Genomic DNA, 12,849 nt, shown 5'->3' on the forward strand with positions numbered 1-12,849 from the left:
GGAGGCAGGTTCGCGCCGACATCGAACGCTGACGCCGGGAAACCGAGCGGCGGCGGAGCCGGTCGGCGGACTAGGATCCCGGCATGTCCGGTCCGACGCTGGTGATCGAGTTGGCGGCGCCCCCGTCCCCTGCCGTGCTGCAGGAGTTCCGCGCGCTGATGGTGAGGCTCTCCTCCTCCTTCGAGGAGAAGCGCCCTGGTTACTACGACGTCAGCGTGCCCCTGGACGCGCTCGGTGCCGACGACTTCCTGGAGGAGAAGGACCGGCACCGACCCTTCCGGCCGTTCTGGCTCGGTGACGTGCACATTGCCGAGGAGTCCCTGGTGCCCGGCTGGTTGGACCTGGAGAGCGTGGATCGCCACCGGCCGTTCCTGGTCTACCTGATGGGTCCGGCGGCCGGTCACGAGGAGCTCTTCGACGCCGAGCACGAGGACGAGCCCGAGGTGGTGTCCGTCCTCGGCTTCACGCCGACCCATGCCGTCAACGTCAGTGCCTCCTGCAACGACCGGGCCGACCACGTGGCCGCGGCCCTGCTGACCGCCGCCGTCCTGGAGGTCGTCGGAGGCGTGGCCAAGGCCGAGCTGACGGACGGACAGGCCGCGGCCGTCGCCGGCCTCCCGGGGATGCTGGGGATCACCGAGGGGGACGAGATGGTCCTGGGCACCGCTGAGTTCCTGCGGGCTTGGGCTGGCTACCCCGGCTTCCGGCTGGTCAAGTAGCCCAGCTGCCGGCCCTTCACGACCCACACCGCCGGGCTGCGCCTCGCTCACTGACGGGTCCGTCCCTCGCGGTCTCCTCGGCCCGGCCGGCCGCGCACTCCTCTGGTCGCGGCCGTGGCCGACCGAAGGCGCGGGGATCGTCGTCGGTGGCGGGTGCCATGATCTGCGGCATGGACCGCCCCGCCCCCCTCACCGGCCTCGACCGGATCGACTGGTCGCTGCTCAGCCACGCCTACGGCACCGCCGAAGACGTCCCGTCCCTCCTGCGCGGTGTGGCGTCGGACGAGGAGGAGCGCGCCGTCGAGGCGGAGGAAGAGCTGTGGAGCAGCATCGTGCACCAGGGCACGGTGTACTCGGCGACGGCTCCGGCCGTGCCCTTCCTGGCCCGGCTCGCGGTCGAAGGAGTGCGCCGCACGGCACTGTTGGGCATGCTGGGCGCCATCGCCGAGAGCGTGGACGAGCACGACCTGCCGCTGCCGGGCGCAGCGCGTGCGGCCGTCGCCGAGCAACTCGGGATGCTCCTGCCGTTGCTGGCCGACCGGGATCCGGAGGTACGGCAGACCACGGCGTGGACGGTGGCCCAGTGCGGGTCGGCCGCCGGCCCCGTGGCGGGGGAGGCGCTGCGGGCCCGGTGGGCGGCGGAGGGTGAGCCGGTGGTGCGCGCCGATGTCCTGACGGCCCGTCTGCTCGTGGTGCCCGAGGCGGCCGAGGAGTTGTGCGCGGCCGGGCTGGCCGCGGACCAGCCGGCACCGGTGCAGGTCGCGGCCCTGCTGGCGGGCGTCGACCACGGCCTGCCGTGGACCACCGACACGGCGGCGCGCGTCGCGGAGCTGGTTCCCCTGGAGCGGCACGGGTTCGGGCGCTCGTGGCAGCGGGAGCCGTTGCAGGCCATCAGCGCCGGTCTGCACGGGCGCGGCGAGGCCGTGGCCGCGATCGACGTGCTCGCCCGCGCACTGGAACGGGCCACCGTCCTGCGGTCGCAGGACGCCGAGAGGGCCCTGGCTGCGATCGCCGAGGTCCGGTGGGCCGCCGAATCCCTCGCCCTGCGTTCCCGAACAGCACCGGCCCGGCTCCTGCCCGGGTTCCTCCCGCTGCTCGGCGATCAGGCCACCGCGGCCGAGGTAATGCCGCTCCTGCGGTCGTGGTGTCAGCCCGCCCCGACCGCGATCCCGACGCTGGTCGCCGTCGCCGAGGGCGACGGCGACCCGGCCGACGAAGCACTCGCCGTGCTCGTGCACCTCGGCGCCCCCGAGGCGGCACGGCTGCTGGCCCGTCAACTACCGCAGCGCCCGCGTGCGTTGGAAGCCGCCTACCGGCTCGCCACCGGCGAGGACCGGACACCGACCGCCACCCCGGCCTCCGAGGACCGGACGCGGCTGCCCTTCGACCCGGCGCTGCTCGACGTGCTGCGCGCACGACTCGCGGCGCTCGAACCGCCGGCCGGGGGCCGTTCGGTCTTCGCTCCGGGAGGGCTGGCCGCGATCAACGAGCCGGTCCACCTGAGCGGGGTGCTCGCCGCCTGGGGCAGAGCGGCCAGGCCCGCCCTGCCGGAGCTGCTCACCGCCCTGCCGCACCACCCGCTCCCGGTCGGCCGGGCCTTGGCCGCCATCGCCGACCCAGGGGCCGACACCCAGGTGACCGCCGCGCTCCGGACGCTGACCGCACACGGGCCCCTGGAGGCACGCCAGGCGGCAGCAAACGCGCTGCACGCCTTGACCGGCGAGCCCGACGCCCTGCTGCCGATCCTGGCCGAGCAGCTGAGCCGACGGGGCAACGGCCTGGACCGTGCGGTCACCGCTGCCGCCGCACTTGGCGATGCCGCCCACCCCCTGCTGCCGCACCTGTACGCGGTGCTGGCCGAGCCTGCGTCCTCCCGGGAGACGCCCCCCGCGATCGACGCCGCCCTCCAAGCAGCGGCGTTGGTCCGGGAACTGACCGGTGATCGGCGGCCCGCGCTCCAGGTCATCGCGGAGGGCATCGGTTGGTCCGCCCACCCCTGGGGGCGGATGACCGCCGAGCGCGCGGCCGAGGCCGCCCGTCACCTGGGCCCGGCCGCTAAACCGCTCGTTCCCCTCCTCCTGCCGCTGCTCGACGACCCGGACCTGGTGCCCGCGGTCGTCCACACCCTGACCGCCTTCCACCCCGGCTCCGACGCCCCCGCCGGTCTCGCGCGCGCCGACCTGGCGGACCGCGTCCTGGCGGCAACCCGGCCGGGCTCGTACGCCGGCTTCGCCGCGAAGGCACTGGAGGCCCTGTCCGCCCTGGGCCCGACGGCATTCGACGCAGCCCGGCTCGACCGGCTCGACGAACTCGCGAACGGCGACCAACGGATCGTCGGCTCCGGCCTCCAGAACCGGATCGTCCTCGCGGACGAGCGCTTTCGAACTGCAGCCAGAGCCGTCCGCGAAGCACTGACCACCTCAAGGCTGTCCTGTAAGTCCTGGCGTTGACGGACCCGTCGTGTCCTGAGCAGCCGACCCGAGGCTGGCGCTGTGACCCTGATCGGCTGCGGCTAGATTCTTGGCATGCCTTCACACCTCAGTCACGGTACTTCGGGCGCCTTCCGGCGCTTCGCCGGATGGCTCGCCCGTGGCTCGGTGGGCCACCCGATGCTCGAAGGGGTTGACTACTGGGAAGAGCTCCGCGACTCGCCTTCTCAGGCGGAGATCTGCTTCGCCATCTTCGCCAACGTCCTTGAACTGGACGAGCGGGGAGAGCCGGTCAACGAGAAGCACGCTGAACGCAGGGCTGCGACGTGGCTCTACAAGTACTGCACCGGGGAGCTGCCCCCGGGCGAGCCGGACATCGAGCCATGGGAATGCGAACTGCACTGACTTCATGCATGCCGGACCTTCGATTGGCGGCGAAGCCGGGTGTGCGCTTCCTGGCTTGCGGCGGTGAGGTACGGCTATCCGGCGAGCGCGAGGTTGTGGAGCCGCGCAACACCGAGCATGGCCTGGTGCACCCCGGCTCCGCGCAGGCGGCAGTCTCGCAGGATCTTCCAGTTCTTCGTCCGCGCGAAGACGTGCTCAACGTGAGATCGAAGGCCAGAGCCAGGAGAAGCTTCTGCCGGTTGTGGTGACCGGGGCCTCGGGGCTGATGACAGGGTGCTTGGCAGCAGTGGAGCCGGGCGTGAAATCATCTGGTCATGCCTGGCCACTGGACCGGATCGGTCTTCCTGAGCGTCTTGTCCATCTCCGCGGTGGCCATCTCTGCCCGAGCCGTTTCTCGGCGTGCATGGCGCCAGGCCGCGTGCTGGGCCACTGCCGCTGTCGGCTGTGCCTGTCTGGCCGCCCAGAATGTGGGCGTCGTCGATCAAGAGTTGCTGATCATGCTCCTGATGGGTGCGTTCATGCTGCAGAGGCTGCTGCTGTGGCGAACAAGCCGGGCGTAACCTCGTGCTTCATCCTCCTTCGCCGTCATGTGGCGGCAGGGGGATGCCGTAGGCGGCGTCAAGCCGGTTGATGATCTTCCGGAGTTCGCGGGCGCCCCGGGGTGACATCGCGTTCATCACCGTGTCGAGGAGGGCGCGAGCCTCCCAGGGGTTTCCGCAGCAGTACCAGTGCACGTTGCCCCACTCGTAGTCGTGCCACTGCTGCCGCTCGGAGCGGCGGACGTGGTCCCGCCACAGACGCACAGCGACGGTGACATCCCCTGGCTGCAGGTAGTTCCGGGTGCGTTCGAGGTGGGCCACCTCGGAGAGTGCCCGCGAGGAGACACCGTCGATCGCGGGTCTCGAAGCCCGTGTCCGGTGCAGAGGGAGGCTGGTCCGGACGTCCGTCGGCCGTCTACGCGGCATGGACCTTTCGGTTCGTCATCACGAGGCTCATGGTGTCACGATCGCGCGTGCTTCTCGAACGAGTTCACTCATCGGTGAGTTCGCCGGACGTGGACACGGCCTTCGTCTGAGTGATGGTCTGGCGGGGATCGGCGAGCAGTTGCCGAGCCGACGTGAGCTGATCGGCCGTCAACTTCGCGATCCGCCGGACCGCCACCGGTCGGCCTTGCTCGTCGCGCTCGATCAGTGACGAGATCCTCCCGGGCCCCGACGACGAGGACCTCCTGGACGAGGTCACCTCCACCTCGCCGGCGGCGCCCTCACGGAGGCGGCGCACCTGACGGAGTGTCCCCTGACACTGCCATTTATTCCAGCTCATCCTGGGATTACTTGAATACATACTGGCTAACAGCCGATGGCCGTGCCAGGGTTCGGGGGCCCGGGCGACCGCAGTGTCGTCCGGATCCTTGACCCGAACTCTGAGGAGTGTCCGTGAAGTTCCGCGCTTCCCTGGCCGCCGTCGCCCTCGGCGCCACGCTGTTCGCGACCGTCCCCGCCGTCGTGGCCCCCAACCTGGCCCTCGCGGCGGGTGATTGCGGCCCGGACTACTGGCCCGACTCGTGGTACGAGGGCAGCTGCTACTCCAGCTACTCGCAGAAGATCAGCTGGAGCAGCGGCGAGATCGGCGACACGTACGACATGGGCCGGGTGGTCGTCGTGGGCAAACGTCAGTGGGTGTCCCGTCCGGAGGCGCCCATCGCGGTTCCCGGCGGCGGCAACCCGGGCACCGGCGGGGGCGGCGGGAGCTCGTCCGGCAGCGGGATCAAGGCCGTGTGGTCGGGGGCGAAGTGGATCGTCCCGCACGACTGCCTGGTGAACGAATCTCCGGCCCCCCAGAAGTTCACCCAGCAGTCGACCTACAACGTCAGCTTCGAGGCCAGCCAGAACACCTCGCTGGAAGCCCTGAAGGTGCTCGAGGTCTCGCTCGGCACGAAGATCAACTCCAGCATCAGCCGGAGCACCAACTGGGAGATCACCATCGCCCCCGGCCAGCGCTTCGCGCTCGGTGTGGAGTACCAGACCACCACCTACATGGTCAGCACCGGTCTCAGCACCTACCAGCTCGTCAACGTCAGCGCCCCGACCGCCACCATCGCCGGCGTCCCCTGCTGACGCTCCGCCCACCGGCCGCCGCCAACGCCTGACCGAGGCCCTGGCTCGGCGGCCGGGAAGGCCGCCGTGCCCGTGCCTACGTCGAGGCGTGGCTCACCGCGAGGGGAGCGACGTACGCGTGAGAGTCCGGGTCCGCCCCGCCGAAGCGGAGCGGGCCCGGGCTCTCCGGTAACTGGCCTCGGCTCAGATGGAGGCTCTGAACCGCTGCTTTCCCCCAGGGGCCGGGGAGCAGCTCTCGGCGGTCGTCACTCGAGCCCGTCGGCCGGCGCCGTCAAGCGAGTTCATCCCTGTATGGGGTCTTTTGTCCCCGGGGTCAGGGCCTGCCTTGTCCTCCTGTTTCTCGGCGGCGGGCGGCTGCTGGTTCACGGTGCCGGTCACGAGGTGCGGTCTCCCTTCAGGGCGGCGCGGTTGGTGACGGTGCGCAGATGCTCGTCGAAGAACCAGGCCGGGTCGCCGCCCATGCGGGCCAGCATCACCATGCCGGTGACGATCACGTCGCACACCTCCGCCCGGACGTCGTCCCAGGTGTGGGAGAAGCCCTTGCGCGGGTTCTCACCGAGTGCGCCGATGACGGCCTCGGCGACTTCCCCGCACTCCTCCTGCAGCTTCACGGTCTGTACCAGCCACTGTTGTTCGATCGGCAGGCTGGAAGCTGAACTCGGGTGGGAAGCATGCAAGTTGATGTTCTGCCAGGTCTCGTTCACGCGCCGATGATGGTGCCGTTCGATTCTGGTGTTCAATCCGGGCGGTTCCCGGCGCACCCGGCCCGAACGGTGCCTTTCGAGCAGGTCCACCCACCAGTACCGGTCACCACCGGTAGGCCGCAGCCCGGCCGCACAGCCGGCCGGACGGGCACCTGGACCATGCCCCGCCCCGCCCGGGTGGCGACGGCGGATGGCCGGAAACCGGCCGCCCGTCCGGCTGACGCCGTACAAGCACCCGACGCCGAAGCCCTACGCCCGCGAGGTCATGCCCCACCAGCAACGATCAGCAAGATCGTGTGACGAGTTCACAGGGGGAGGTCCGGTCGAGGCTTGGCCATGAGCTCGCTCGGGTGGTGTCGGTGGCCCGCGTTACGATGCGCCGGTCTGGAGGCACTCATGAGTTTCACCGTTCCGCCGCCGCCGCTCGATATCGCGGAGCATTTCCCGGAGCTCCTGCCGCACGCGCGGTCCACCACCTTGCTGTACCCGCGGAGCGGTGACCCCGAGCGGCAGGAGAGTTCGCTCGGCGGACCGATGCTGTGGCCGGCGGACGAGCCGTGGCCGACGTGTGCCGCGTCCGACCACTACAACCCCGGTCGCGGCTGCGCGGTGGTGGGTCCCGAGGCGGTGGCCATGGTGCCCGTGCTCCAACTGTTCGCCCGTGATGTCCCGGCACTGGTGTTCCCGGCCGGGAGCGACGTGCTGCAGGTGCTCTGGTGCCCGCTGATCCACTCCGATCACGACCAGTGGTCGCCGGTCCCGGTGCTCCGCTGGCGCTCCGTCACCGATGTGGCGGCCGGGCCGCTGCTGGACGAGGCGCCACGGCCGTACGAATTCGACGACGACTATGTCCCTCGCCCCTGTGTGGTGCACCCGACCGACACCACGGAGTACCCGAACTGGGACATGCCCGAGGACCTGTCGGAGCGCGTCGGGGAGTGGAGCGAAGAGATGGAGGAGGCCTGCGGGATCGACTACTGGGACGCGTTCACCACCAGGCAGAGCAAGGTCGGCGGCTACCCGGGCTGGACCCAGGCGCCCCAATGGCCGCACTGTGTCTGCGGCGAGCAGATGGAGCACCTCCTGACGATCTCGGCGAGCGAGTCGTGCGGCCGGTGGCTCCCGGTCGAGGAGCGGACCCGTCCCGGCTCCGGCTGGGAGGTGCCCGAGACCCCGCAGGACGACGGCCACGGGATGATCATGGGCGATGCAGGCGGTGTCTACGTCTTCGTCTGCCGTGCTTGCCCCGAGTGGCCCACGGTCCACCGGTACGACTGCTGATCAAGAGCTCGTAGGCTGCGGCCGGTACCGGCTGTTCGGCCGAGGAGCGGACCAGGTCATGGGGGAGCGGAAGTCCGATCCGAAGGATCGCTCCGGGCCGGGGTGACTGCCGACCTGCCACGGGCCCCTGACTACGCCGAGCGTCTGCGCGCGGTGGCGCGCGTCTGCGCTACGCCGCCGTGATGGCGGATCAGGTCCGCCGTCGGGCGGGTCCCGGTGGGTGGGGTGGTGTCGGGGCAGGCTAGTTTTACCCGGGTGACTCTTCTTGACGACGTGGCCGAGCGCGACGGCTGGCGGTGCTGGGTGTGCGACGAGCCGGTCGACCCCGACATGTCCGTGAACGACCCCCGTGGGCCCAGCGTCGACAGCCGCACCGCCGACCGCAAGGCCAAGATCCCCGAACGGCTCGCCCACCGCGGCTGCAACACCCGCAAGGGCGCGGTCAAGGTGGAGATCGCCTGGCCCGAGCGCCTCTACGTGTCCGAGCCCGCCGCGTTGATCGCCGTGACCGCCCGGCTGGAGCGCAAGGGCGGCCGTGAAGTGGTCGGCCGCTGCCCCACCCGCAAGGACGCCCAGGAGGCCGCCGACTGGCTGGCCGACCGTCTCACTCGCCTCACCCCGGAACTCCCGCTGACCGCCACCGTCGAACCGGGCGGCGGCCAGTTCCTCCTCGTCCTGTCGACCGCCCGCCGCTGACCGCGGCACCCCGCCCCCGCCGGGCCCGGGCACGAACGGCACGGCGGGGGGAGGGACTCTGACGGGACATCGGGGGTTCTGCGGCGGCCGGTTCAGGCGAGGGTGACGGTCACGCGGTGCCTGGCCATGATCTCGAGGATCACGGCGAAGAGGTCGTACTGCCCGCCGTCGGAGTCCAGCTCGGCCGACAGGTGTTCGCGGGCGGTCGCGGAGTGGCGCCAGAGCAGGGTGGCGGGGGAGGTGTGGCCGAAGGAGCCGCAGAGGCAGTCGTCGACGGCGGCGGTGTTGGCGCCGAAGTAGCCGCCGGGGCCGTTCACGGCCTCGCCGAGGGCGAGGTAGAGGGAGGCGGCGTCGGTGATGTGGCGGCCGTCGAGTTCGTAGGCCTGGCCGGGCGGGCGGGGGTGGTGGTCGGTGCAGCAGCCGTGTTCGCGGACCAGGTCGAGCCAGGCCTGCCGGTCCCGGGGGTTGAGGTCGACCCAGGCGCCGGGGGCGTCCGGCGGGCCGGCGAGCCAGCGTTCCAGGAGTGGGCGGGCGTGGTCGGGCAGCGGCTCGAAGGGGCCGGCGTCGAGTTCCAGGTCGATGAGCCCGGCCCCGGCGGAGGACGGGTGCCACGCGGTGACGGTGGGCCACATCAGACGGTGCGTCAGCAGGTCGCCGTGGTCGTCCCGGATCTCCAGGTAGGCCTCGTCCAGGTAGAGCGACCGCCGGGTCCCCTTCGCCAGGGCCGCCAGCAGCCGCTCGCTCGGGGCCAGGCCCGACAGGACCACGGGGGCCGACGGCCGCGGGGCCGGGACGATCCGGGTGACCCCCCGGCAGGTGCCCAGCCAGCGGTGTCCGTCGTTCAGCCGCACCGGGCCGTCGTGGTCCTCGGGCGGGGACAGGTAGTCGTCGAAGGCGGAGACCGCCAGGGCCCCGGAACGTACGCCGAGGGTCAGGACGTCCCCCAGCAGCCAGGGGTCCTCGGGATCGGGGCGGCCAGGGCCCTCCGGCACGAGCCAGACCCGGTCACCGAGCCAGCCCGGCGTCGCCCCGTCCTGTGCGGGGAGCCAGCCGGAGAGTTCGTACGTCCTGCGCCGGTCCTCCCCGGACAGTCCGGTCACCTCGTCGCAGGTGCCCCACGCCTCGCCGCTCTCCGAGTCCACCAGCGCGTACCGTGCCACCAAGAGCCCCTCCCCGTCCCCGTCGTCCGCGGAGGACATCATGCCCGACTGGCGGACCCGTTCGATCACGCGTCCGATCGGCGCCGTAGGCTGCGGTCATGTCGACCACTCCCCACATCACCCCCGCCGACGCCTTCACGATGCTGATGGCCGGCAACCAGCGCTTCGTCACCGGCGGGCCCGAGCACCCCAACCAGGACGCCGCCCGCCGCACCGAGATCGCCCCCGAGCAGAACCCGTTCGCGGTGATGTTCGGCTGCGCCGACTCCCGCCTCGCCGCCGAGATCATCTTCGACCGCGGGCTCGGGGACCTCTTCGTGGTCCGCACGGCGGGTCAGGTCGTCGGCCCCGAGGTGCTGGGGAGCATCGAGTACGGCGTGGCCGTGCTGGGCGCGCCGCTGGTGGTCGTGCTCGGCCACGACTCCTGCGGCGCGGTGGCCGCGACCCGGGCCGCCGTCGAGGCGGGCACCCGGGCGCCGGGCTTCGTGCGGGACGTGATCGAGCGGGTGACGCCGAGCGTGCTGACCGCCCGTGCGGCCGGGCACACCGAGGACGGCGAGTTCATAGCCGAGCACATCCGCCAGACCGTGGACCTGCTGGTCGAGCGCTCCCGCATCCTGGCCGACGCGATCGAGGAGGGCCGGGTCGCCGTGGTCGGCCTCTCGTACCGCCTGGTCGACGGCAGCGCCCACGTGATCGCGGCGCACGGCCTCGACAACGCCTGACGGACGCTCAGCCGCCCGCCTGCCCGCCCGTACTGGCCCGGGCGGGCGGGCGCTGACTACGATCGGGGACGAACGGGACGCCGCGGAGGGGGACGAACGCATGGTGCTGAACGACCCGGACTTCTACCGCGACCGCTACCCTCACTACGCCGCGCTGCGCGCGAAGGCACCGGTCCTCCCGATCCCGTTCGCGGGCAGCGGCAGCGGCAGCGGCAGCGGGGCCGGGGCCGGGGACGGGGCCGTCGTGGTGACGGGCCATCAGGAAGCCCGCCAAGCGCTGGCGAGCCCGGCCCTGTCGAAGGACACCGCCGCGTACTTCGCGGACAAGGACTCCGACCGCACCCTGCACCCGGCCGTCGCCCGCAACATGCTCACCACCGACCCGCCGGAGCACACCCGACTGCGCCGCCTGGTCACCCGGGCGTTCACCACCGCCACCGTGAACCGGCTGCGACCCGCGATCGAGGCCCTGGCCCGGCAGCTCACGGCGGACTGGGAGCCGGGCCGACAGGTCGACCTGGTGGAGGGGCTGGCCGCCCCGCTGCCGGTCACGGTCATCTGCGAACTGCTCGGCGTCCCGGAACACGACCGGCCCGCGATCGGCGTGTGGTCCGCCGAACTCTTCGTCACCGGCGACCACACCCGCATCGACGCAGCCTCCCACGCGCTCGCCGCCTACATGGCCGAGCTGATCGCGGCCAAGCGCACCACCCCCGACGAGGCCCTGATCTCCGAACTGATCGCCGCCCGCGACGGCGACGACGCCCCGCTGGACGAGCACGAGCTGCTCTCCCTCGCGATCCTGCTCCTGGTGGCCGGCCACGAGACCACCACCGCCGCGATCGGCAACGGCGTGCTCGCCCTGCTCCGCCACCCCGAGGCCTGGGCCGAACTGCTCGCCCGTCCCGACCGCGTCCCCGCCGCCGTCGACGAGCTGCTGCGCTACGACGCCCCGGTCTCCATCGCCACCTGGCGCTGGGCCCCGGCCGCCACCACCCTGGGCCCCGACCCGACGCCCGTCCCGGCCGGCAGCCCGGTCTTCGTCTGCCCGGGCGCCGCCAACCGCGACCCGGCCCGCTTCGCCGACCCCGACCGCCTGGACATCGGCCGCCCCGACGCCGCCGCGCACCTCAGCTTCGGCCACGGCGTCCACCGCTGCCTGGGCGCGCCGCTGGCCCACGCGGAGGTGGAGATCACCCTGCGGGTGCTGCTGGAGCGCTTCCCCGCCATGCGGCTCGCCGTGCCCGCCGAGGAGCTGACCTGGCGTCACTCCCGCCTCTTCCGGGGGTTGACGGCCCTGCCGGTCCGGCTCTAGCGGGAGGGCCGCGCCCGGCGGGCCCAGTCGGCCAGGACGGGGACGCAGCGCTCGGCGAAGTCCTGGTAGTCGGCGGCGGTGTTGTAGACGTGGGTGGAGAGCCGGAAGTAGCCGGTGCCGCCGAAGCTGGTGAAGGCCGCCTCGACCCCGAGCTCGGCGGCGACCCGGTCGCGCAGCGCGTCCGCCTCCAGCCGGGTGGTGGCGAGCCCGTCCGGGAGGCGGACCAGCCGCAGGGCGTTCACCGGCATGCCGACCTCGGCGGCGGCGCTCTCGCCGGTCAGCTCGGTGAAGGCCGTGCCGATGACGTGCTCGGCGTGGTCGGCCAGTTCGGAGAGGTAGCCGCGGACGGTGGCCCAGCCCCAGGTCCGTTCGACGAAGCCGAGGGCGGCCGGGGCCGCCAGGTAGCTGGTGGCGTCCAGCGTCCCCTGGGTGTCGAAGCGCTCGGGGAAGGGCTCCTCCGCTCCCCAGGAGTCGATCAACGGGTACAGCTGGTCCCGGAGTTCGCTGCGGACCACCAGTGCGGAGGCCCCGCGCGGGGCGCAGCCGAACTTGTGCAGGTTGCCCACCCAGGCGTCGAACTCCAGCCCGGCCAGCGGGTCCTCGATCAGCCCGGGCACGTGTGCCCCGTCGACCAGCAGGGTGATCCCGGCCTCCCGGGCCGCCGTGCCGATCAGGTCCACCGGCAGCAGGCGGGCGGTGGCGGAGGTGATGTGGTCGAGGACGATGAGCGCCGTGCGGTCGGTGACCGAGGCCAGGACCGCGGCGGCGGCCTCCTCGGCCCCGGCGTGCAGCGGGACGTGCGCCGTCCGCACCCGTCCGCCCCAACGGCGGGCCAGCCGCTCGGCGCCCATGGTGACCGCCCCGTACCCGTGGTCGGTCACCAGCACCTCGCCGCCCGCCCGGTGCGGGAGGCTCCCGTACACGACGCTGGCCCCGGCACTGGCGTTCGGCACCAGGGCCAGGTCCCGCGCCGGGACCCGCAGGAAGCCGGCGACCTCCGCGCGGGCCGCCGCGACCCGCCCCGGCAGCGCGGGGAACCACACCACCGGGGCCCGCTCCATCTCCTCGCGCAGCCGCTGCTGTTCCCGCTGCGCGGCCAGCGGGACGGCGCCGAAGGAGCCGTGGTTGAGGTGACGGAGCGTCGGGTCCAGCGTCCAGGCGTGGGCGGCGGGGCGGCCGTCCGGCAGCAGCAGGGGCTTCGGTGCTTCGGTCATGTCGTTCTCGGTCCCTCTGCTGTCGTCGCCGGCGGGCCGCCCCGCCGCCCCGGGCCATCCTGTCAGGCCGTCACCTCCAGGGAG

At 72.4% G+C, this 12,849-nt stretch carries 13 protein-coding genes and 1 pseudogene; 8 read left to right on the plus strand and 6 right to left on the minus strand.

Annotated features, from left to right (window positions below):
- The first annotated feature begins 83 nt into the window (after nt 1–83).
- From ACIA8O_RS25270 to ACIA8O_RS25280, 3 genes are all read left to right on the plus strand, one after another.
- Complete coding sequence (locus ACIA8O_RS25270) at nt 84–719, plus strand: DUF6368 family protein (protein ID WP_396296239.1); 636 nt, start codon at nt 84–86, stop codon at nt 717–719.
- Between the two features lie 170 nt (nt 720–889).
- Nucleotides 890–3,169 (plus strand): hypothetical protein, encoded by a 2,280-nt coding sequence (locus ACIA8O_RS25275; protein ID WP_396296240.1) that lies wholly within the window; start codon nt 890–892, stop codon nt 3,167–3,169.
- A 75-nt stretch (nt 3,170–3,244) separates the two neighbouring features.
- Nucleotides 3,245–3,553, plus strand: a complete 309-nt coding sequence (locus ACIA8O_RS25280; RefSeq protein WP_396296241.1) for a hypothetical protein — start codon at nt 3,245–3,247, stop codon at nt 3,551–3,553.
- A 74-nt stretch (nt 3,554–3,627) separates the two neighbouring features.
- On the opposite strand, the pseudogene ACIA8O_RS25285 reads toward ACIA8O_RS25280, so the two are convergent.
- From ACIA8O_RS25285 to ACIA8O_RS25295, 3 genes and pseudogenes are all read right to left on the minus strand, one after another.
- Nucleotides 3,628–3,765, minus strand: a pseudogene (locus ACIA8O_RS25285) (transposase); the annotation flags it as partial.
- Between the two features lie 357 nt (nt 3,766–4,122).
- Nucleotides 4,123–4,356 carry a hypothetical protein gene (locus ACIA8O_RS25290; RefSeq protein WP_396296242.1) on the minus strand — a complete coding sequence of 78 codons (234 nt, stop codon included), beginning with the start codon at nt 4,354–4,356 and terminating at the stop codon, nt 4,123–4,125.
- A gap of 226 nt (nt 4,357–4,582) precedes the next feature.
- The gene (locus ACIA8O_RS25295; RefSeq protein ID WP_396296243.1) at nt 4,583–4,834 is read right to left on the minus strand and encodes a hypothetical protein; all 252 of its coding nucleotides are present in this window, start codon (nt 4,832–4,834) and stop codon (nt 4,583–4,585) included.
- A gap of 155 nt (nt 4,835–4,989) precedes the next feature.
- Between ACIA8O_RS25295 and ACIA8O_RS25300 the strand changes: the two genes are divergently transcribed.
- Nucleotides 4,990–5,670: a DUF6426 family protein gene (locus ACIA8O_RS25300; RefSeq protein ID WP_396296244.1), complete on the plus strand. Its 681-nt coding sequence runs from the start codon at nt 4,990–4,992 to the stop codon at nt 5,668–5,670.
- Between the two features lie 374 nt (nt 5,671–6,044).
- On the opposite strand, the gene ACIA8O_RS25305 is transcribed toward ACIA8O_RS25300, so the two are convergent.
- Nucleotides 6,045–6,374: a MazG-like family protein gene (locus tag ACIA8O_RS25305; protein WP_396296245.1), complete on the minus strand. Its 330-nt coding sequence runs from the start codon at nt 6,372–6,374 to the stop codon at nt 6,045–6,047.
- A gap of 396 nt (nt 6,375–6,770) precedes the next feature.
- On the opposite strand from ACIA8O_RS25305, the gene ACIA8O_RS25310 reads away from it, so the two are divergent.
- Both ACIA8O_RS25310 and ACIA8O_RS25315 read left to right on the plus strand, forming a co-directional pair.
- Complete coding sequence (locus ACIA8O_RS25310) at nt 6,771–7,655, plus strand: hypothetical protein (protein ID WP_396296246.1); 885 nt, start codon at nt 6,771–6,773, stop codon at nt 7,653–7,655.
- Nucleotides 7,656–7,910: 255 nt separating this feature from the next.
- On the plus strand, nt 7,911–8,351 hold the full coding sequence (locus ACIA8O_RS25315; protein WP_396296247.1) for a hypothetical protein: 441 nt from the start codon (nt 7,911–7,913) through the stop codon (nt 8,349–8,351).
- Nucleotides 8,352–8,443: 92 nt separating this feature from the next.
- On the opposite strand, the gene ACIA8O_RS25320 is transcribed toward ACIA8O_RS25315, so the two are convergent.
- Nucleotides 8,444–9,511, minus strand: a complete 1,068-nt coding sequence (locus ACIA8O_RS25320; RefSeq protein ID WP_396296248.1) for a barstar family protein — start codon at nt 9,509–9,511, stop codon at nt 8,444–8,446.
- Nucleotides 9,512–9,609: 98 nt separating this feature from the next.
- On the opposite strand from ACIA8O_RS25320, the gene ACIA8O_RS25325 reads away from it, so the two are divergent.
- Both ACIA8O_RS25325 and ACIA8O_RS25330 read left to right on the plus strand, forming a co-directional pair.
- Entirely contained in the window at nt 9,610–10,236 is a 627-nt protein-coding gene (locus ACIA8O_RS25325; protein WP_396296249.1) for a carbonic anhydrase, read from the plus strand.
- A 100-nt stretch (nt 10,237–10,336) separates the two neighbouring features.
- The gene (locus ACIA8O_RS25330) at nt 10,337–11,551 is read left to right on the plus strand and encodes a cytochrome P450 (RefSeq protein WP_396296250.1); all 1,215 of its coding nucleotides are present in this window, start codon (nt 10,337–10,339) and stop codon (nt 11,549–11,551) included.
- Here ACIA8O_RS25330 and ACIA8O_RS25335 read toward each other — a convergent pair.
- Nucleotides 11,548–12,765, minus strand: a complete 1,218-nt coding sequence (locus ACIA8O_RS25335; protein WP_396296251.1) for an aminotransferase class V-fold PLP-dependent enzyme — start codon at nt 12,763–12,765, stop codon at nt 11,548–11,550. The genes ACIA8O_RS25330 and ACIA8O_RS25335 overlap by 4 nt on opposite strands.
- Nucleotides 12,766–12,849: the final 84 nt, after the last annotated feature.

Origin of the sequence: Kitasatospora sp. NPDC051853, assembly GCF_044452665.1 — a bacterium.
Lineage (GTDB): Bacteria > Actinomycetota > Actinomycetes > Streptomycetales > Streptomycetaceae > Kitasatospora.

Coding starts and splice junctions, on each gene's coding strand:
- ACIA8O_RS25275 (WP_396296240.1), top strand. CDS start 890: ATGGACCGCCCCGCCCCCCTCACCGGCCTCGACCGGATCGACTGGTCG.
- ACIA8O_RS25270 (WP_396296239.1), top strand. CDS start 84: ATGTCCGGTCCGACGCTGGTGATCGAGTTGGCGGCGCCCCCGTCCCCT.
- ACIA8O_RS25310 (WP_396296246.1), top strand. CDS start 6,771: ATGAGTTTCACCGTTCCGCCGCCGCCGCTCGATATCGCGGAGCATTTC.
- ACIA8O_RS25335 (WP_396296251.1), bottom strand. CDS start 12,765: ATGACCGAAGCACCGAAGCCCCTGCTGCTGCCGGACGGCCGCCCCGCC.
- ACIA8O_RS25330 (WP_396296250.1), top strand. CDS start 10,337: ATGGTGCTGAACGACCCGGACTTCTACCGCGACCGCTACCCTCACTAC.
- ACIA8O_RS25280 (WP_396296241.1), top strand. CDS start 3,245: ATGCCTTCACACCTCAGTCACGGTACTTCGGGCGCCTTCCGGCGCTTC.
- ACIA8O_RS25325 (WP_396296249.1), top strand. CDS start 9,610: ATGTCGACCACTCCCCACATCACCCCCGCCGACGCCTTCACGATGCTG.